This window comes from Geodermatophilus sp. SYSU D00758 (assembly GCF_054049955.1).
This window is the reverse complement of sequence record NZ_JBJGYK010000031.1, coordinates 16,505-34,728: the sequence shown is the minus strand read 5'-3', so window position 1 is coordinate 34,728 and position 18,224 is coordinate 16,505. Positions and strand designations below refer to the sequence as shown.

General features: G+C 77.4%; 19 protein-coding genes, 1 pseudogene and 1 riboswitch. Of the genes and pseudogenes, 13 read left to right on the top strand and 7 right to left on the bottom strand.

Features of this window, described 5'->3' with window-relative positions; genetic code table 11:
* The first annotated feature begins 404 nt into the window (after positions 1-404).
* The 6 genes from ACI8AC_RS19130 to ACI8AC_RS19105 are packed head-to-tail and all read left to right on the top strand — an operon-like array spanning position 405 to position 5,796.
* The gene (locus ACI8AC_RS19130; protein WP_456899422.1) at positions 405-950 is read left to right on the top strand and encodes a YbaK/EbsC family protein; all 546 of its coding nucleotides are present in this window, start codon (positions 405-407) and stop codon (positions 948-950) included.
* Entirely contained in the window at positions 947-1,534 is a 588-nt protein-coding gene (locus ACI8AC_RS19125; protein ID WP_456899421.1) for a GNAT family N-acetyltransferase, read from the top strand. The genes ACI8AC_RS19130 and ACI8AC_RS19125 overlap by 4 nt, the downstream gene beginning before the upstream one ends.
* Positions 1,531-3,201, top strand: a complete 1,671-nt coding sequence (locus ACI8AC_RS19120; protein ID WP_456899420.1) for a phytoene desaturase family protein — start codon at positions 1,531-1,533, stop codon at positions 3,199-3,201. Before ACI8AC_RS19125 ends, ACI8AC_RS19120 begins: the two co-directional genes overlap by 4 nt.
* On the top strand, positions 3,198-3,998 hold the full coding sequence (locus ACI8AC_RS19115) for a carotenoid biosynthesis protein (RefSeq protein WP_456899419.1): 801 nt from the start codon (positions 3,198-3,200) through the stop codon (positions 3,996-3,998). Before ACI8AC_RS19120 ends, ACI8AC_RS19115 begins: the two co-directional genes overlap by 4 nt.
* Positions 3,995-5,149, top strand: coding sequence for a glycosyltransferase (locus ACI8AC_RS19110; RefSeq protein ID WP_456899418.1), 1,155 nt, complete (start codon positions 3,995-3,997; stop codon positions 5,147-5,149). The genes ACI8AC_RS19115 and ACI8AC_RS19110 overlap by 4 nt, the downstream gene beginning before the upstream one ends.
* Positions 5,146-5,796, top strand: a complete 651-nt coding sequence (locus ACI8AC_RS19105) for a flavin reductase family protein (RefSeq protein WP_456899417.1) — start codon at positions 5,146-5,148, stop codon at positions 5,794-5,796. Before ACI8AC_RS19110 ends, ACI8AC_RS19105 begins: the two co-directional genes overlap by 4 nt.
* An 11-nt stretch (positions 5,797-5,807) precedes the next feature.
* On the opposite strand, the gene ACI8AC_RS19100 is transcribed toward ACI8AC_RS19105, so the two are convergent.
* Positions 5,808-6,785, bottom strand: a complete 978-nt coding sequence (locus tag ACI8AC_RS19100; RefSeq protein ID WP_456899416.1) for a carbohydrate kinase family protein — start codon at positions 6,783-6,785, stop codon at positions 5,808-5,810.
* A 114-nt stretch (positions 6,786-6,899) separates the two neighbouring features.
* Entirely contained in the window at positions 6,900-7,562 is a 663-nt protein-coding gene (locus ACI8AC_RS19095) for a CDP-alcohol phosphatidyltransferase family protein (protein WP_456899415.1), read from the bottom strand.
* Positions 7,563-7,620: 58 nt separating this feature from the next.
* On the opposite strand from ACI8AC_RS19095, the gene ACI8AC_RS19090 reads away from it, so the two are divergent.
* Both ACI8AC_RS19090 and ACI8AC_RS19085 read left to right on the top strand, forming a co-directional pair.
* A complete protein-coding gene (locus ACI8AC_RS19090; RefSeq protein WP_456899414.1) occupies positions 7,621-8,196 on the top strand; it encodes a lipase family alpha/beta hydrolase in 576 nt (191 codons plus the stop codon).
* A 66-nt stretch (positions 8,197-8,262) separates the two neighbouring features.
* Positions 8,263-8,406, top strand: a complete 144-nt coding sequence (locus tag ACI8AC_RS19085; RefSeq protein WP_456899413.1) for a hypothetical protein — start codon at positions 8,263-8,265, stop codon at positions 8,404-8,406.
* Positions 8,407-8,455: 49 nt separating this feature from the next.
* Here the strand turns inward: ACI8AC_RS19085 and ACI8AC_RS19080 are convergent, their stop codons facing one another.
* Entirely contained in the window at positions 8,456-9,946 is a 1,491-nt protein-coding gene (locus ACI8AC_RS19080) for a carboxylesterase/lipase family protein (protein WP_456899412.1), read from the bottom strand.
* A gap of 176 nt (positions 9,947-10,122) precedes the next feature.
* Between ACI8AC_RS19080 and ACI8AC_RS19075 the strand changes: the two genes are divergently transcribed.
* Positions 10,123-10,785, top strand: a complete 663-nt coding sequence (locus ACI8AC_RS19075; RefSeq protein ID WP_456899411.1) for a hypothetical protein — start codon at positions 10,123-10,125, stop codon at positions 10,783-10,785.
* Here ACI8AC_RS19075 and metF read toward each other — a convergent pair.
* On the bottom strand, positions 10,775-11,710 hold the full coding sequence (gene metF / locus ACI8AC_RS19070; RefSeq protein WP_456899410.1) for a methylenetetrahydrofolate reductase [NAD(P)H]: 936 nt from the start codon (positions 11,708-11,710) through the stop codon (positions 10,775-10,777). The genes ACI8AC_RS19075 and metF overlap by 11 nt on opposite strands.
* Before the next feature lie 104 nt (positions 11,711-11,814).
* On the opposite strand from metF, the gene ACI8AC_RS19065 reads away from it, so the two are divergent.
* Genes ACI8AC_RS19065 through ACI8AC_RS19055 form a run of 3 tightly spaced genes read left to right on the top strand, consistent with a single transcriptional unit; the run spans position 11,815 to position 15,493 of the window.
* Positions 11,815-13,008 carry a polyprenyl synthetase family protein gene (locus tag ACI8AC_RS19065; RefSeq protein WP_456899409.1) on the top strand — a complete coding sequence of 398 codons (1,194 nt, stop codon included), beginning with the start codon at positions 11,815-11,817 and terminating at the stop codon, positions 13,006-13,008.
* Positions 13,008-14,543 (top strand): phytoene desaturase family protein, encoded by a 1,536-nt coding sequence (crtI, locus tag ACI8AC_RS19060; RefSeq protein WP_456899408.1) that lies wholly within the window; start codon positions 13,008-13,010, stop codon positions 14,541-14,543. Before ACI8AC_RS19065 ends, crtI begins: the two co-directional genes overlap by 1 nt.
* The gene (locus ACI8AC_RS19055) at positions 14,540-15,493 is read left to right on the top strand and encodes a phytoene/squalene synthase family protein (RefSeq protein ID WP_456899407.1); all 954 of its coding nucleotides are present in this window, start codon (positions 14,540-14,542) and stop codon (positions 15,491-15,493) included. Before crtI ends, ACI8AC_RS19055 begins: the two co-directional genes overlap by 4 nt.
* Here the strand turns inward: ACI8AC_RS19055 and ACI8AC_RS19050 are convergent.
* The 3 genes and pseudogenes from ACI8AC_RS19050 to ACI8AC_RS19040 all read right to left on the bottom strand — a co-directional run.
* Positions 15,490-15,639 (bottom strand): annotated as a pseudogene (locus tag ACI8AC_RS19050) (lycopene cyclase domain-containing protein); the annotation flags it as partial. The gene ACI8AC_RS19055 and the pseudogene ACI8AC_RS19050 overlap by 4 nt on opposite strands.
* A 56-nt stretch (positions 15,640-15,695) precedes the next feature.
* Positions 15,696-16,046: a lycopene cyclase domain-containing protein gene (locus tag ACI8AC_RS19045; RefSeq protein ID WP_456899406.1), complete on the bottom strand. Its 351-nt coding sequence runs from the start codon at positions 16,044-16,046 to the stop codon at positions 15,696-15,698.
* Between the two features lie 70 nt (positions 16,047-16,116).
* Positions 16,117-16,440, bottom strand: a complete 324-nt coding sequence (locus ACI8AC_RS19040; protein WP_456899405.1) for an Rv2175c family DNA-binding protein — start codon at positions 16,438-16,440, stop codon at positions 16,117-16,119.
* A 62-nt stretch (positions 16,441-16,502) separates the two neighbouring features.
* Positions 16,503-16,588: riboswitch (ZMP/ZTP riboswitch) on the top strand.
* Positions 16,589-16,617: 29 nt separating this feature from the next.
* On the opposite strand from ACI8AC_RS19040, the gene ACI8AC_RS19035 reads away from it, so the two are divergent.
* Positions 16,618-18,081, top strand: coding sequence for a glycine hydroxymethyltransferase (locus tag ACI8AC_RS19035; protein ID WP_456899404.1), 1,464 nt, complete (start codon positions 16,618-16,620; stop codon positions 18,079-18,081).
* Positions 18,082-18,224: the final 143 nt, after the last annotated feature.

Sequence of the window (18,224 nt, the reverse complement as noted above, 5' to 3'; positions counted from 1 at the left end):
GGCGGGGGGCTGGCCACTGCTCGAACAGGTGTTCGAACGAGTCGAGTACACCCGACCCCGCCGACGGCGTCAAGCCGGACGCGCCTGCGCGGGATCTCCCCGTCTGCGGCGGACGGTACGGCCGGGGTCCGACATCTCGACCGGAGCCGCGACGCCCCGTCCAGCGGGACGCACCGGCACGGCACCCACGGCGCCGATCGACGCCCGGCCGGCTCGGCTCGGCTCGTGCGGGCCGCGGAGAACCGGCAGGCCCCCGAACGTGACGGCCTCGGGTCCACGAGGTCGTGGGTGCGCGGCCACGGCCGGCACCGCCAGGCCTCCGACCCACCGGCAGCACACCGGCGGTGGACGGGGTCGCGCCCCGGGACGCGGCGCCGCTCCGGCCCCGATGGGAGGATCAGCCCATGAGCCGGCCCGACCACCCCCGGGTGGCAGCGATCGCCCGACTCCTCGCCGAGGCCGGTGCGACCGGCGAGGTGGTGGAACTCCCCGGCAGCGCCCGCACCGCGGCCGCCGCCGCCGAACAGCTCGGCGTGCCGGTCGGGGCCATCGCCAACAGCCTGGTCTTCGACGTGGCCGGCGCCCCCCTGCTCGTCCTGACCAGCGGCGCGCACCGGGTCGACGTCGGCACCGTCGCCGCGCTGCTCGGTGTCCCGGGCCTGGCGCCGGGCACCCCGGAGTTCGTCCGGCAGCACACCGGCCAGCCGATCGGCGGGGTCGCGCCCGTCGGCCACCCGGAGCCGATCGGCACGCTCGTCGACGTCGAGCTGGCCCGCCACGAGCGGGTCTGGGCCGCGGCCGGGCACCCGCGCGCGGTCTTCCCCACCACCTACGACGAGCTGCTCCGGCTCACCGGCGGCACGGCCGCCGAGGTCGGTCCCGGCCCCGTCGACCCCGCAGCGGTCCGCCCCGCAGCGGTCGACCCGGCACCGGACGCGGTGGCCCGGTGACCGGTACGACGCCCGCAGCGCGGATCACCGAGCTGCCCGCCCGCTGGCTGCGCGAGCACATGCACGAGGCCCTGGCCATCTACGGCGAGGCCATGGGCTACACGCCGTCGGTGGTCGCGGGCCGGTACGGGTACGCCGTCCAGCACACCGAGCGGCCGGGGTTCCGGGCCGTGGGTGCCTTCGTCCCCACCCCGGACGGCGACCGGCTGGTCGGCTTCGGCTACGGCTACCTGGTGGCGCCCGGCCAGTGGTGGCACGACCAGGTGCGGGCGGCCCTCGACCGGCGGACGGCGAAGCGCTGGCTGCCCGGCGCCTTCGAGGTCTGCGAGCTGCACGTGCACCCCGACCACCAGAGCCGCGGCCTGGGCCGCCGGCTGCTGCACGCGCTGCTGGCCGACCTGCCCTACCCGGCGGCCCTGCTCTCCACCCCGGACAACGACACCAAGGCCTTCCGGCTGTACCACGCCGACGGCTTCGTCGACCTGGCCCGCAACCACCACTTCCCCGGCGACGTCCGCCCCTTCGCCATCCTCGGCGCCCGCCTCCCGCTGCCTGCCCCGTCGCCGCGGCCCGACCCCCGGTGAGGCCACCCTCCCCCGCCGCTGTCGACGCCACCGTCGACGCCACCGTCGACGCCGTCGTCGTCGGCTCCGGGCACAACGGGCTGGTCGCCGCCTGCTACCTGGCCCGCGCCGGCCTCCGGGTGGAGGTGCTCGAGCGCGACGAGGTGCTCGGCGGGGCGGTCTCCACCGTCGAGCGCTGGCCCGGTGTGCGGGTCGACCGCGGGTCGAGCGCGCACGTCGTCATCCGGCAGAGCGGGATCGTCGAGGAGCTCGACCTCGCCGCGCACGGGCTCCGCTACGTCGACTGCGACCCGTGGGGGTTCGCCCCCGCCCCCTCCCCGGGAGACCCCGGGCCCGACGGCCGCCCGCTGGTCCTCTCGGTCGACCTGGACGCCACCTGCGCCTCCATCGCGACCGCGTGCGGGCCCGCCGACGCGGCCGCCTACCGGGAGTTCGTCGCGGTGTGGGGCCCGCGCGCCCGTGCCGTCGTCACCTCCTTCCGCAACCGACCCACCGCCGGCGGCCTGGCCCGCGCCTTCTGGCCGCTGGGCGCGCCGGCGGACGGCCGGCCGCGCACCGCCGGCGGCGACCTCGCCGCGGACTTCCTCGGCTCCGGGGACGCCCTCCTGGACCGCTGGTTCACCAGCGAGCGGCTCAAGGCGGCCCTGTCCTGGTTCGGCGCGCAGTCCGGCCCCCCGATGTCCGAACCGGGCACCGCGGCGATGGTCGGCTGGGTGGCGCTGCTGCACGACGTCCCGCCCGGCCACCCGGTCGGCGGCTCCGGCGGGCTGACCGCCGCGCTGCGCCGGCGCCTGGAGTCCGACGGCGGCCGCGTCGTCCTGGGGGACGGCGCGGCCCGGCTGCTGGTCCAGGACGGCCGGGTGACCGGCGTCGAGACGGTGTCGGGACGCCGGGTCGCGGCCCCGGTGGTGGTCGCCGCCTGCCACGTGCTGGCCACCCGCGACCTGGCCGGCGAGCACGCGCCCCCGGCGCTGGCCGGTGCCGCGCCGCCGCTGGGCAACGGGTTCGGCCTGGTGGTGCGGGCGCTGACCGACGCACCGCCGGCCTACCCCGGGGTCGACCCGGCGCTGGCGCAGGGCGGGCTGCAGCTGCTGTGCACCGACCGGGCGCAGCTGGCCGCGGCCCACGGCGACTGGCTGGCCGGCCGGCTGCCGCGCGAGCCGGTCGCGCTCGCGATGTGCTTCTCCGCGACCGACGGCACCCTCGCGCCCGGAGGACAGCACGTGGTCACCGTGTGGGGGCAGTGGTACCCGTACGCCCTCGCCGGCGGCGGCGACTGGGACGCCCTCGCCGAGACCGAGGCGCAGCGGCTCCTCGAGGCCGTCGACCGGTACGCCCCCGGCTTCTCCGCCTCGGTCCGGCAGCGCTACGTGCAGACCCCGCTGCTGCTCGAACGCGAGCTGTCCCTGCTGCGGGGCAACGTGATGCACGTGGAGATGGGGCTGGCCAGCATGTTCAGCCTGCGGCCGACCCCGGCCCTCGCCGGTTACCGGGTGCCGGGCCTCGGCGGGCTCTACCTCGCCGGCGCCTCGACGCACCCCGGCGGCGGGGTGTCGGGCAACTCGGGGCGGACGGCGGCCGGCCTGGTGCTCGCCGACCGCGGTCGGCTGGCCCGCGGCCGTGCCCTCGTGTCGGCGGCGGTCGGCCGCGTCCGGGGCCGGCGGTGACCGACCTCCAGGCACCCCCCGCCCGGCGGGCGCTCGCGCTGCCGTGGGCCCTGGCCGCGCTGGTGGTGCTGACCGCCATCGCCTACCCCCTGGCGGACGGCGGCACCCGGACGGCGATCAGCTGGGTCATCGTGCTGCTCGGCGCGGCGCTGTCGGTGGCCCACGCGACGGTCAGCCGGGACGCCCGCACCGGCGCGGTCGTCCTCGGCCTGGTGGCCGCGACCGCGGTCGTGTTCGAGTCGGTCGGGCTGGCCACCGGGTTCCCCTACGGCGAGTACTCCTACAGCGGCGACCTCGGCCCCACGCTGCTCGGCGTCCCGTTCCTGGTGCCGCTGGCCTGGCTCATGATGGCCTGGCCGAGCTGGCTGCTGGCCGCCCGGCTCACCCGCGACGCCCGCCCGGGGCGGCGGCGCGCGGCCCGGGTCGCCGTGGCGGCCGCGGTTTTCGCCGGCTGGGACGTCGTGCTCGACCCGCAGCTGGTCCAGGCCGGCTTCTGGACCTGGGCCCACCCCGAGCCCGGGCTGCCCGGCATCGACACCGTGCCGCTGACCAACCTGGGCGGCTGGCTGCTGGCGGGCGCGGTGCTCATGTCCCTGCTCGACCTCCTGGTCGCCGGCCGCCCGGTCCGCGCCGGCGACGGCCCGCCGCTGCTCGTGCTGGCCTGGATGACCCTCGGCGGGGCGCTGGCGCACGCCGGCTGGCTGGACCTCCCCGGCTCGGCGGCGTGGGGGGTGGTCCTCGCCGTCCCGGTGCTCGTCGCGCTGGCCGTCCAGCAGCGCCGGGCCGGGCGGCGGTGAGCGGGCGGCCGGTCCGCGTGCTGGCCGGCCTGGCGGTGGCCGGGGCCGTGCACGCGGCGGTCAACGCCGCCCTCGTCCGCCGGCCGCCGGCCCAGCCCCCGCCGGTCCGCCGTCCGGTGACGGTCGTGCTCCCGGTCCGGGACGAGGAGGCCCAGGTCGGCGGCTGCCTGGCCGCGGTGCTCGCCCAGTGCGGCGTGCCGGACCTGCGCGTGGTGGTCGTCGACGACGGCTCCACCGACCGCACCGCCGACGTGGTGCGGTCGGTGGGCGACGACCGGGTCCGCCTGGTGCGCGCCGGCCCGCTGCCGGCCGGCTGGCTGGGCAAGCCGCACGCCTGCGCGGTCGGTGCCGCGCAGGCCGGCAGGGGCGACGGGGCCGCGCCCGACGGCGGGGTCCTGGTCTTCGTCGACGCCGACGTCCGCCTGGAGCCCGACGCGGTGGCCGGCGCCGTCGCCGTCCTGGAGGCGCACGGGCTGGACCTCGTCTCGCCCTGGCCCCGGCCGGTGACCGGTGGCACCGCGGAGCGGCTCGTGCAGCCGCTGGGCCCCTGGCTGTGGGTGACGACGCTGCCGGTGCGGCTGGCCGAGCGGTCGCCCCGGCCCTCGCTGACCGCGGCCAACGGGCAGTTCCTCGTGCTCTCGCGGGCGGCCTACGAGCGGGCCGGTGGGCACGCCGCCGTCCGGGGCGAGGTGATCGAGGACGTCGCCCTCGCCCGCGCCGTCAAGCGCGCCGGCGGCCGCGCGGTGCCGGTCGACGGGTCCCGGTTGGCCTCCTGCCGGATGTACGACGGCTGGCCGGCGCTGCGCGCCGGCTACGCGAAGTCGCTCTGGGCGTCGGTGGGCGGTTCGCCGGTGGCCAGCGCGGCGACCGCGGCGGCGCTGACGGCGGTCTGGGTGCTGCCCCCGCTGGCGGCGCTGCGTGGCTCGCGGGCCGGCCTGGTGGGCTACGCGGCCGGGGTGGCCGGGCGGGCGGTGTCGGCGGCCGCGACCGGGAGCCGGGTGTGGCCGGACGTCCTGGCCCACCCGGTCTCGCTGCTGGCCTTCGACGTGCTCGTCGCCGCGTCGGTGCGGGGCCGCCGGCGCGGCACGCTGAGCTGGCGCGGCCGCCCGGTGGGCACGCCGATCCCGGCGCGGGAGACGATGACCCGGTGACCAGCGGAACCACCCGAGTGCAGTTCGACCCGGCGGAGATGGACAGCGGCGCCTTCTACCGGGTGCTCAACTCCGTCGTCGTCCCCCGACCCATCGCCTGGGTGTGCAGCCGGTCGGCCGAGGGCCGGGTGAACCTGGCCCCGCACTCCTTCTACACGGTGGCCTGCGTGTCGCCGCCGGTCGTGCAGTTCACCTCGGTCGGCCGCAAGGACACCCTGACCAACGTGGAGCAGACCGGCGAGTTCACCGTCAGCCTGACCCCCGAGCCGCTGTTCGAGCAGGTCAACGCCACCGCCACCGACTTCCCGCACGGGGTCAGCGAGGCCGAGGAGTGCGGCGTCGCGCTGGAGCCGTCCGAGCGCGTGGGCGTGCCCCGGGTGGCCGGCTCGCCGGTGACGCTGGAGTGCCGCCTGCACTCGACGCTGCGGCTCGGGGACAGCACGGTCGTCTTCGGCCGGGTGGAGCTGGTCAGCGTGTGGGAGGAGGCCGTGCACGACGGCCGGCCGCGGATCGACCGGCTGCGCCCGCTGGCCCGGCTCGGCGGCAACGAGTGGTCCACCATCGGCGAGGTCAAGGAGATCCGCCGCATCCCGCACCGCCGGTGGGCCGAGGACCCCTCGATCGGCGAACGGCTGCGCGAGAGCTGACCCCGCGTCCCTCAAGCGGGGAGGAAGGGCGCGACCTCGTCGGCGGCCTCGGTGCCGAACGCGTCGGCGAAGCGGGCGAGGAACGGCTCCCGGTGCAGGCTGTACTCCTGGGTGCCGACGACCTCCACGGCCTCGGTGGCCACCGCCGAGCCCAGCTGCGTGGCCCGCTCCAGGGAGAGCCCCCAGGTGCGCCCGGCGATGAACCCGGCGCGCAGCGCGTCCCCGCCCCCGGTGGGCTCCACCGGCTTGGTCTCGGGCACGGCCTTGACCAGGATGTCCTCGGCGCCGGCCTGGCGCACCCGGGCCCCCTCGGCCGCGCGGGTGGTGACCCAGGTGCCCACCCGGGCGAGCACCTCCTCGTCGCTCCACCCGGTCTTCTGCCGGAGCAGCGCCGCCTCGTACTCGTTGGTGAACAGCACGTCCGCGCCGTCCACGAGCGAGCGGATCATCTCCCCGTCGGCCCAGGCCAGCTGCTGGCTCGGGTCCGCGGCGAAGGGGTAGCCCCGCTCCCTGCACTCCTCGGTGTGCCGGACCATCGCGACCGGGTCGTTGGGTCCGACGACCACCAGGTCCAGCCCACCCACCCGCCGGACCACCGGCGCCAGCTCGATCGAGGAGGCCTCCGACATCGCGCCCGAGTAGAACGACGCGATCTGGTTGTTCACCGCGTCGGTGGTGCAGACGAACCGGGCCGTGTGCTTGAGCTCCGACCAGTGCACGCTGCGGGTGTCGACGCCGTGCCGGTTGAGCCAGGCCTCGTAGTCGGCGAAGTCGCTGCCGACGGCGCCCACCAGCACCGGCCGCAGGCCGAGCAGCCCGAGCCCGTAGGCCATGTTGGCGCCGGCGCCGCCCCGGTGCTGCACGAGGTCGTCGACGAGGAAGGACAGGGACACGTTCTCCAGCTGGCCCTCGACGAACTGCTCGGTGAACTTGCCGGGGAACGTCATCAGGTGGTCGGTCGCGATGGAACCGGTGACGGCGACGGGCACGGGGCGCTCCTCGGGTGGGCGGTCGGTGGCACGTCCTGCGGGGTCGGTCCGGTGAACGCGAGGTGACGGGCAAAGCGTAGGGCCCGCGCGCCCGCCGCGCCGCCCGGCCCGGGGTCAGTCGCCGAGGGCCCGGCGCAGCGCGAACCCCAGCTGGACCAGCGCGACCGCGCCCAGCAGCGTCCCCACCGCGGCGCCGGCGGTCACCACGGGGGCGACCAGGCCGGCGTCCGCGAGGCCGACCACCCCGGCCCCGCCGAGGGTGAACCCGGCCATGGCCACCCGGGTCGGCCGCTCCCAGACCGAGATCACGCCGGTCTCGCGCACCCCCGCCGCCCCGGCGCGGGCCCGCAGGTACTCGGGCAGCCAGCACAGCGCGCCGAACGCGGCGGCCAGCCAGCCCGGCGCGCCGGCGGCCCACAGGGCGGCGGCGAAGGCGGCCTCGCTGACCCGGTCGACGGTCGAGTCGAGCACGTAGCCGCGCCGCGACGCCCGGCCGCCGGCGATGGCGAGGACGCCGTCGAGCGAGTCGAGCACGGCCGACAGCCCCACGAGGAGACCGGCCGGCACCAGCCACGAGCCCCCGGCGGCGGCGGGGACGACGGCGGCCACGGCCACCGCCAGCCCGAGCGCGGTGGCGACCACCGGAGGCGTCCCGGCGACCGGCCGCGCCAGCGCGTAGGACATCGACAGCCAGCCGCGCACCAGCCGGCTGCCGTCGGCGCCGGCCCCGCCGTGCCACCGCGACCACTCGGCGAGGTACTCCTCACGGCTGAGCACGGCGGGTCCCCATGCCGGGCAGTCCACCAGGCCGGCCCGCGTCGGGGACAGTGGGGCGGTGCCCGTCGCCCGCCGAGCCCGCACCACCGCCCTCCTCACCGCCCTCCTCACCTCCGTCGTCCTCGTGTCCGGCGGCTGCTCCGGCACCGGCGGCGGGACGGCGGCCGACCCGGTGCGCGAGCCCGGCCCGGTGCTGCTCGTCCCCGGCTACGGGGGGTCCACCGCCGCGCTGAAGCCGCTGGCCGACCGCCTGGGCGCCGAGGGCCGGGACACCACCGTGGTGGCGCTGCCGGGGGACGGCACCGGCGACCTGGCCGCCTCGGCCGCGGCGCTGGCCACCGCCGTCGACGCGGCGCTGGAGCGCACCGGGGCCGCGGCCGCCGACGTCGTCGGCTACTCGGCCGGCGGGGTGGTGGCCCGGCTGTGGGTCGCCGGCGGCGGTGCGGACGTCGCCCGCCGGGTGGTCACCCTCGGCTCGCCGCACCACGGGACGACGCTGGCCGACCTGGCCGCCACCCTGGCCCCGGAGCGCTGCCCGGAGGCCTGCCGGCAGCTGGGCACCGCCAGCCCGGTCCTGGCCGGGCTCAACGCCGGCGACGAGACCCCCGCGGGCCCGGACTGGGTGTCGATCTAGACCACCGGTGACGAGACGGTCAGCCCGCCGGAGTCCGCCCGGCTCGAGGGCGCGCTGGACCTGCCGGTGCAGTCGGTGTGCGGCGACGCCCGCGTGGGCCACACCGACCTGCCCCGCGACCGGCTGGTGCAGGCCATGGTCGTCGCCCAGCTCGGCGCCGGGGACCCCGTCGCCCTCGGCCCGGACGACTGCGCCCGGCTGACCGGCTGACCCGACCGCGCGCCGCCGGGCCGCACCGGCGCGGGACCGGGCACCGCCCCTACCGGACGCCCTCCCACAGCTCCCGCTGCTGCGGCCGCGGGTCGGCGACGACCCCGCCGGGGAGGCCGAACACCTGCACCGGCCGCTGGGCCGTGTCGTACGGCGGCCAGCCCGGGTCGCCGTCCCGCACGAACGCCACCCAGGCGGCGTGCATGGCGTCGGCGAGGTCCTGCGGCGCCGCGGGCCCCGCCATGGGTTCGACGCCCTCGGCGCCCAGGGTGTCGAAGGCGAAGGCGATCTCCAGCGCGTGGCAGGCCCCGAGCCGGCCGCCGAGCTGCGGGCTCGGCCAGGCGAACTCGTAGACGAAGGTCCGCCCGCGGCCCTCCGCCCGCGCCTCGGCCAGCCGCACCGCCGGGATCCGGAAGAACCAGTCCGTGGCGACCCGGACCAGCAGGTCGCCGGGCGAGGCCGTGGGCGCGTCGGCGCGGTAGGCGGCGAGGGCGGCCTCGGCAGGCACCCCGTAGCCGGCGAGCGCCATCCGCAGCGCCTGCTCGGTGACCAGGTCGGCCACCCCGTTGGGGACGAGGAAGAGCGTGTGCTCGTCGGTGTTGCTCCCCACCAGCACGTCGACGTCCGCCCCGGCCCCGGCCGCGACCGCGGTGATCGGCAGGGCGGGGAGCACCTCGCCGTCGACGACCGGCTCGAAGACCATCCCGTTGAGGGTGATCTCGCCCCACCGCGCCGGGTCCGGGACGGTGGCCGCCTCCACGGACAGCGCCCGCTGCGCGGCCACCAGCTCGTCCACCGGCACCCCGGCCAGCGCCTCCCGGGTCGGCGGCACGCCCAGCCGCTCGGCGAGGTACCCGGCCACCCGGCGGGCGGTGGCCGGGGACAGCGCGTGGTGCCCGGCGCCGCTCTGGGCCACCGCCCGGCGGAAGAGCCCGGCCGCCCGCGGCATCGACAGCAGCGACGTCACGCTCATCGCGCCCGCGGACTCGCCGGCGATCGTGACCCGGTCCGGGTCCCCGCCGAAGGCCGCGATGTTGTCCCGGACCCACTCCAGCGCGGCGACCTGGTCCAGCAGCCCGCGGTTGGCCGGCCCGTCGTCGTCGAAGTGCAGGAAACCGTCGACGCCCAGCCGGTAGTTCACGGTCACGAGCACGACGCCGTCGCGCGCGAACGCCGTCCCGTCGTACACCGGCACCGCACCCGAGCCGTTGACGAACGCCCCGCCGTGGATCCAGACCATGACCGGCAGGCCGCCGGCCGACGGGTCCGGGGTCCAGACGTTGAGGTTGAGCACGTCCTCGCCCGGGATCACCGGCTCGGGCAGCAGCGCGTCCACGGGCACCGGGTACGGGGGCTTCGGCACGGTGGGGCCGTACCGCGTGCAGTCCCGGACCCCCTCCCAGCGGGGCGCCGGGGCGGGCGCGGCGAAGCGCAGGTCGCCGAACGGCGACGCGGCGTAGGGGATGCCCTTGAAGGCGACGACGGGACCGCTGGGGGCGCCGCGGACGACCCCGGACGTGGTGAGCACCTCGAGCTGCATGCCGGAGGTCTACCCGACCGGCGCCGGTGCCGCCGCCCGGGCGCCGCGTCGGCGGGAGGGGGTGGCCGGCCCCGCGCCGCGGTCGGGGGTCACGCACCCGCGCGCCGAGGCCGTACCAGCGGGCCCGCGCCCGGGCCGGTGCATGGCGCACCGGCGGCCGCGGGTAGCCCCGGGCCATGGCGCCCCCGATCAGCGACGCGGTCGTCGTCGACGTCCTCCGCCGCGTCGACCGGCTGACCACCCCTCTCGTGCGCCGGCTCGGCCGGCCCCCGGCGCTGCCCCGGGCCGAGCGCGACCGGTGGTGGGGCCACCGCGTCCCCCGGGTCCTCGCCGTGACCGGCGCCGCCCCGCGACTGATCGGCAAGCTCGCCGACCTGCTGCCGTTGCAGAACGCCTTCGGCGCCGCGGCGCAGTCGCTGGTCGTCGGCGGGGTGGCCGGCGAGCACGCCGTGGAGGACCCCGCCGAGCGGGTCGCCCTGCTCGCCCGCGTGCTGCTGGCCCGCGACCTCCCGGCCGACCGGGTCCGCCCGCTGCTCGCCCGCGAGAAGGGGGTCTACGCCGAGGAGGCGCTGGGCCCGCGGGACCGGCGCGCCGGGGTGCGGGGCAACCTGCGCACCCTCTGGCGGGTGGCCCGCCTGCTCGCCCGCATCGACGACGCGCTCGACGCCCGCCCCAAGGGGAAGCTGCGGCACCGGGCGCTGTCCAACCTGCCGGTCGTCGGCGTCCTGGGCGGGTACGCCGCGGAGCGGCAGGCGCTGGTCCGGGCCGCCGCGGCGGCCGCGGCGGCGCTGGAGGACCCGCGGGCGCCGGGCAGCCCCGCGGTGCAGCTCAGGAGGTGACGGGGACGGCGGCGAGGTCGGCACCCCGGGCCGCCGGGCCGGCCGTGAGGTTGGCGTGGACCTCGCGCGTCGCCGTCGACCGGTTCATGGTGATGAAGTGGATGCCGGGCACCCCCTCGGCCAGCAGCGTCCGGCACAGCTCGGTGGCCACCTCCACGCCGTAGGCGCGCACCGCGGCCTTGTCCTCGGGGCGGTCGCCGTCGAGCTCGGCGAACCGGGCCGCCAGGGGCTCCGGGAAGGCCTGGCCGGACAGCTGCACGATGCGGGCGATCTGCCGCGCGTTGGTGACCGGCATGACCCCGGCGATCACCGGGACGTCGCAGCCGCGCCCGGTGACCCGGTCGCGCAGCCGCAGGTAGTCCTCGGCCCGGAAGAACATCTGCGTGATCGCGAAGTCGGCCCCGGCCCGGCACTTGCGCACGAACATCTCGACGTCGGTCTCGAAGTCGGGCGAGCGCGGGTGGCGCTCGGGGAAGGCCGCCACCCCGACGGAGAAGTCGCCCATGGCGCGGATCAGCTCGACCAGCTCGGCGGCGTACCGCAGCCCCTGCGGGTGCGGCACCCACTCGGCCTGCGGGTCGGCGCCCGGCGGGTCGCCGCGCAGCGCGAGCAGGTTGCGGACCCCTGCCGCGGCCAGCCGGCTGACCACGTGCCGCAGCTCGGCGACGCTGTGGTCGACCGCCGTGAGGTGCGCCAGCGGGGTCATCGTCGTCTCGGTGGCGATCCGCTCGGTCACCGAGACGGTGCCCTCCCGGGTCGAGCCGCCGGCGCCGTAGGTGACCGACACGAACGACGGCTGCAGCCGCTCGAGCTGCCGCAGCGCGGTCCACAGCTGCTCGGCGCCCTCGGGCGTCTTCGGCGGGAAGAACTCGAACGACCACGTGGGCCGGCCCTCGGCGAGCAGGTCCCGCACCGTCCGCGTCACGGGTCCCGAGAATACGGAGCCGCCCGCCGCGCGGGTGCATCCGTCCCCGGCTCCCCGGGCGAAGGGAGCGCGTGAACCGCGCACCGTCCGGACCAGGAGGGCCCGTGACCCTGATCGACCACCCCCAGCCGGTCGTGCCCCACCGATCGGTCTCGGGCGATACTCGGACGGTGACGACCGGGGAGCAGCAGCTCGCGCCGAGGCCTCTGCCCCCGGCTCGGCCCGAGGACGCCGCCGAGCTCGCCCGGGTCCGGGCGGCGGTGTCGGACGCGCTGGAGGAGTTCCTCGGCCGCCAGCGCGAGACCCTGGCGGCGATGGACCCGTCGCTCACCCCGGTCATCGACGAGCTGTGCGCCCTGGCCGACGGCGGCAAGCGGCTGCGCCCCCTGTTCGCCTACTGGGGCTGGCGCGGCCTCGCCGGCGAGGGTCCCGGCGAGGACGACGCCGCCGTCCTGCGGGCCGTCGCCGCGCTGGAGTTCGTGCACGCCAGCGCCCTGGTCCACGACGACGTCATGGACGGCGCAGTGACCCGCCGGGGCCGCGCCGCCACGCACGTCGGCTTCGCCCGGCTGCACGGGGACTCCGCGCTGGCCGGGGACGGGGCGGCCTTCGGGGTGGGCGCCGCGATCCTCGTCGGCGACCTCGCCCTGGTCTGGTCCGACGAGCTGCTGCGGCGCTCGGGCATCTCCCCCGCCGCCCTGACCCGCGCCCGGACGGTGTGGGACACGATGCGCACCGAGGTGACCGCCGGCCAGTACCTCGACCTGCTGCGGGCCGCCGGCGGGCTGCCCGGTGCCCAGGGCGCGCTGACCGTGGCCCGCTACAAGAGCGCCGGCTACACCGTGCAGCGGCCGCTGCAGCTGGGGGCGGCCATCGCCGGCGCCGGGGCGCGCGCCGCCGAGGTCTACACGGCGATCGGGCTGCCGCTCGGCGAGGCGTTCCAGCTGCGCGACGACGTCCTCGGGGTGTTCGGCGACCCCTCGGTGACCGGCAAGTCCGCCGACGACGACCTGCGCGAGGGCAAGCGGACGCTGCTCATCGCCCTGGCCGAGGAGGCGGCCGACGCCGCCGGCCGCCGGCTGCTGGCCGACCTCCTGGGCAACGCCGAGGCCGGGCCCGAGGAGTTCGAGGCGCTCCGGCGGCTGATCGAGGCCACGGGCGCCCGGGCCCGGGTCGAGCAGCGGATCACCGAGCGCACCGCCCTGGCCCGCGGCGGCATCGCCGACGCCCCCGTCACCGAGCCCGCCCGCGCCGCCCTCGACGCGCTGGCCGTGGCCGCGACCAGCCGCACCGCCTGATGGTCCGCACCGTCCCCGGGCCCACCGACCGGGTCGTCGTCGTCGGCGCCGGGCTCGCCGGGCTGGCCACCGCACTGCGCCTGCGCGGCGCCGGGCGCGAGGTCACCGTCGTCGAGCGCGGGCCCGGGCCGGGCGGCCGGGCCGGCCGGGTGGAGGACCGCGGCTACGCCCTCGACACCGGGCCCTCGGTGTTCACCGGCCCCGAGGTGCTCGCCGACACCCTGGCCGCGGTGGGCGAGCACCTCCCCGACCGCCTGGAGCTCCTGCCGCTGGGGACCAGCTACCGGGCGCAGTTCGCCGACGGCTCGCACCTGGACGTGCACGCCGACCCCGACGCCTTCGCCGCCGAGGTGGAGGCGCTGTGCGGGCCGGCCGAGGCCGCCGGGCTGCGCCGCTACCTCGCCGACCTCGCCGACCTCTACCGGTTGCAGCGCGACACGTTCATCGACCGCAACCTCGACACCCCGCTGGACCTGCTCGGCCCGGAGCTCGTGCGGCTGGTCCGCCGGGGCGGCTTCGGCCGGCTGTCGCGGCACGTCGAGCGGGCCTTCACCGACGACCGGCTGCGCCGGCTGTTCAGCTTCCAGGCCCTCTACGCCGGGGTCAGCCCGTTCCGGGCGATCGCCGCGTACGCGGTCATCGCCCAGCTCGACATCGGCGCCGGCGTGCACCACCCGGTGGGCGGCATCGCCGCGGTGCCCCGGGCGCTCGCGGCCGCGGCGGCCGACGCCGGCGTCACGCTGCGCTACGACTGCGGCGTGCAGGCGCTGGAGACGCGCGGGTCGCGGGTCACCGCCGTCCGCACCGAGGACGGCGGGCGGCTGCCGGCCGACGCGGTCGTCGTCACCGTGGACGCGCCGCACCGGCTGGTGCCCGGGCTGCGCGGGCCCCGCCGGCCGGTCTACTCCCCCTCCTGCGTGGCCCTGCACGTCGGCGTGCGGGCCGAGCTGCCCGGGCAGGCGCACCACACCATCACCTTCGGCGCGGCCTGGCGCGAGGTCTTCGACGAGCTGACGCGGCTGGGCCGGCCCATGACCGACCCGAGCCTGCTGGTGAGCATGCCGTCGGCCACGGACCGGTCCCTCGCCCCCGAGGGCGGGCAGGTGCTGAGCATCGTCGCGCCGACCCCCAACCTGGACCGGCGCAGCGGCGGCAACCCCGACCTGGACTGGACGGCGCTGGCCCCCCGCTACCGCGACGAGGTGCTCGCGGTGCTGGAGGCGCGGGGCTGGACCGGGATCACCGGCGCGATCGAGGTGGAGCGCATGGACACACCGCTGACGTGGGCCGCGCAGGGCATGGCGGCCGGGACGCCGTTCGCCCTGGCGCACACCTTCGGCCAGACCGGGCCGTTCCGCCCGCCGACGCTGCCGCGCTCGGGCCCGGAGAACGTCGTGCTCGCCGGCTCGTCGGTGCAGCCGGGGGTCGGCGTCCCGATGGTGCTGATCAGCGGCCGGCTGGCCGCCGAGCGCATCACCGGCCCGGTGCAGCGCGCCGGCGCGGCCGCCCCGGCCCGGCTGGAGGGGGCCCGGTGACGCTCACCGGTCGCCCCCCGACGACCGCCGAGCAGCAGGCCCGGCTCGACGCGTCCTACCGGCACTGCGCCCGCATCGCCGCCGCGCACGGCAAGAGCTACCACCTCGCCACCCGGCTGCTCACCCGCGACCGCCGCCCGGCGGTGCACGCGCTCTACGCCGCCGCCCGGACCGCCGACGACCTCGTCGACCACCCCGGGCCCGACCCCGCGGGCGACCTGGCCGACTGGTCCCGGGCCGCCCTGGCCGAACTGGAGGCCGGCTGGTCCGACGACCCGGTGCGCCTGGCCCTGGTGCACACCTACCGCCGGTACGCCATCCCCGTCGAGCACCTCGTCGACTTCCTCGCCGCGATGACCAGCGACCTGGAGGTGACCGGCTACGCCGACATGGCCGCCCTCGACCGCTACATGTGGGGCTCGGCGGCGGTCATCGGCCTGCAGGTCCTCCCGGTGCTCGGCACCGCCCCCGGCGTGGCCCGGGAGGAGGCCGCGCCGCACGCGATCGCCCTGGGCGAGGCCTTCCAGCTCACCAACTTCCTCCGCGACGTCGCCGAGGACGTCGACCGCGGCCGGGTCTACCTGCCCGCCGACGTGATGGCCGCGCACGGCGTGACCCGGGAGCAGCTCGAGGCCAGGCGCCACGACGCCCGCTTCCGGGAGCTCATGCGCGAGATGGTGGCCATCGTGCGCCGCCGCTACGACGACGCGGCCCCGGGGACGCCGATGCTGGCGCCGGAGTCCCGGGACTGCGTGCGGGCGGCCACCGCCCTCTACGGCGGCATCCTCACCGAGATCGAGCGGGCCGACTACCGGGTGCTCGACCGCCGGGTGCGGGTGCCCAAGCCGCGCCGCCTGGCGGTGTTCGCGCGCCGGTTGACCGCCGCCCAGCTGGCCAGGGTCAGGGTGACCAGGGCGAAGCCGAACAGCAGGTCCTCGACCGGCGCGTAGGCGATCCGCGGCCCCCAGATCGTGCCCGGGTCGTAGGTCACCACGTCCAGGCCGGTGAGCACGCCGTTCATCAGCAGCTGGAAGGACACGATGATCGCGTAGGCCACCCAGAACACCGGCCGGGTGACCATGCGGGTGCGGAGCACGGCGAGGTCCACCACCAGGACGGCGACCACGGCGGCCACCGCCAGCGCGCTGTAGCTCACCGGCCGACCTCGGCTTCCTCGGCGGGGTAGCCGGCGTCCCAACCGGTCACCTTGCGCACCGCCTCCAGCGCCAGCACCGCGCACAGCGGCACGACGAGGAAGAAGAGCACCTCCTCCAGCGGGATCCCGCCCGGCAGCCGGACGCCGAGGGTGCGGGTGTCGGAGTAGTCCCAGTGCCCCTCGGCGATGGCGTACAGCACCCACACGACGAAGACCACCAGCTCCGGGACCAGCGCCAGCAGCAGCCGGCGCCAGCGGGCGTACACGCGCACCCGGAGGACCAGCTCCAGCGGCGCGGTGACCAGCAGGCAGCCGGCCAGCAGCGCCAGGTAGGTCAGGGAGCCCATGCCGCCCCCCGGTGGAGTGCCGGGGACCCGTTCTCCGCGCCCCGGCACGCCACCAGGTCAGGGCGGCGCATCAGAAGGCCAGGGCCTGGGCCCGGCGGGTCACCTCGGTGTGCCGGTCGCCGCGCAACGCCTCGACCGGGGTGCCGGGCAGCGACTCGTCGGCCCGGAACAGCCAGTCGAAGACCTCCTCGTCGGCGTACCCGCCGTCCCGCAGCACGGTGATCAGCCCGGGCAGGTGCTTGAGGACGGCGCCGTCCCGGAAGAAGTCGGCGGGGATGCGGCTGCCCCCGCTGCCCGGGACGGCGAGGACCTTGCGCTCGCGCAGCAGCTGGCGGACCCGGTTCGGCGAGACCCCCAAGAGCGCGGCGACCTCCGCGGGGGTGAGCGTCTCCATGGGGACGAGCCTAGGTCGGAGGGATCAGGTCCGGCTGCCCGCCGTGCCGCGGCTACCATTCCCGGCGGGGCCGTGACTGGCGCATGGAGGTGGGACCGACCACCGGGGAGCGGCTCGCACCACCCCGCCGGGCGCCTGGGCACCCCTCCCGAGTCGACCCTGCGCTGGAGTGCTCCCATGACCGACGTGACCGTGCCCCCCACCCCCACCGCGGCCGCCGCCAGCGCCGCCTACGCGAGCGCCCTGGAGGTCATCGGCGCGGTGGAGCCGCGGGTGGCCGAGGCCATCGGCGCCGAGCTCGCCGACCAGCGCGCCTCGCTCAAGCTGATCGCCAGCGAGAACTACGCCAGCCCCGCGGTGCTGCTCACCATGGGCAACTGGTTCAGCGACAAGTACGCCGAGGGCACCGTCGGGCACCGCTTCTACGCAGGCTGCCAGAACGTCGACACCGTGGAGGCGCTGGCCGCCGAGCACGCCCGCGAGCTCTTCGGCGCCCCCTACGCCTACGTGCAGCCGCACTCGGGCATCGACGCCAACCTCGTCGCCTTCTGGGCGGTGCTCGCCCAGCGGGTCGAGGCCCCCGCGCTGGCCGAGGCCGGGGTGCGGCACGTCAACGACCTCACCGACGCCGACTGGTCCCGGCTGCGCCACGCCCTCGGCGACCAGCGGATGCTCGGCATGTCCCTGGACGCCGGCGGCCACCTGACCCACGGCTTCCGCCCCAACATCAGCGGCAAGATGTTCGAGCAGTCCTCCTACGGGACCGACCCGGAGACCGGGCTGCTCGACTACGACGCCGTCCGCGCGCGGGCCCGGGAGTTCCGGCCGCTGATCCTCATGGCCGGCTACTCGGCCTACCCGCGCCGGGTGGACTTCGCCCGGATGCGCGAGATCGCCGACGAGGTCGGCGCCACCCTGGTCGTCGACATGGCCCACTTCGCCGGGCTGGTCGCGGGCAAGGTGTTCACCGGCGACCACGACCCCGTGCCGCACGCCCACGTCGTCACCACCACCACGCACAAGTCGCTGCGCGGGCCGCGCGGGGGCATGGTGCTGGCCCAGCCGGGGTACGCCGAGGCGGTCGACCGCGGCTGCCCGATGGTGCTCGGCGGCCCCCTGCCGCACGTCATGGCCGCCAAGGCCGTCGCGCTCGCGGAGGCCCGCCGTCCCGACTTCGCCGGCTACGCGCAGGCCGTGGCCGACAACGCGCAGGCGCTCGCCGAGGGGCTGACCCGCCGGGGCGCCCGGCTGGTCACCGGCGGCACCGACAACCACCTGGTGCTCGTCGACGTGTCCGGCTTCGGGCTGACCGGCCGGCAGGCGGAGTCGGCGCTGCTGGACGCCGGCATCGTGACCAACCGCAACGCCGTGCCGGCCGACCCCAACGGGGCCTGGTACACCTCCGGCGTCCGGCTGGGCACCCCCGCGCTGACCACCCGCGGGTTCGGCGCGGCCGAGTTCGACCGCACCGCCGAGCTCATCGTCGACGTCCTCGGCGCGACCCGGCCGACGGCCACCCGCGACGGCAGCCCGTCGAAGGCCCGGTACGCCATCGCCGACGGCGTCGCCGACCGGACCCGCACCGCGGCCGACGAGCTGCTCGCCGCCCACCCGCTCTACCCGGGCCTCGACCTGGCCTGAGCCCGGCCCGTCGAGATCGCGCGATCTCGCACGGCCCAGCACCGCACCGGTGCGAGTTCGCGCGATCTGGCACACCCCGACCCGCTCGACGGGGGTGTGCCCCGTGCCGGGTGTGACGGGTGAACCGCCACACCCGGCCGCGC

Coding starts and splice junctions, on each gene's coding strand:
- crtI (WP_456899408.1), top strand. CDS start 13,008: ATGGTCCGCACCGTCCCCGGGCCCACCGACCGGGTCGTCGTCGTCGGC.
- ACI8AC_RS19045 (WP_456899406.1), bottom strand. CDS start 16,046: ATGGGCTCCCTGACCTACCTGGCGCTGCTGGCCGGCTGCCTGCTGGTC.
- ACI8AC_RS19080 (WP_456899412.1), bottom strand. CDS start 9,946: ATGCAGCTCGAGGTGCTCACCACGTCCGGGGTCGTCCGCGGCGCCCCC.
- ACI8AC_RS19130 (WP_456899422.1), top strand. CDS start 405: ATGAGCCGGCCCGACCACCCCCGGGTGGCAGCGATCGCCCGACTCCTC.
- ACI8AC_RS19040 (WP_456899405.1), bottom strand. CDS start 16,440: ATGGAGACGCTCACCCCCGCGGAGGTCGCCGCGCTCTTGGGGGTCTCG.
- ACI8AC_RS19075 (WP_456899411.1), top strand. CDS start 10,123: ATGGCGCCCCCGATCAGCGACGCGGTCGTCGTCGACGTCCTCCGCCGC.
- ACI8AC_RS19035 (WP_456899404.1), top strand. CDS start 16,618: ATGACCGACGTGACCGTGCCCCCCACCCCCACCGCGGCCGCCGCCAGC.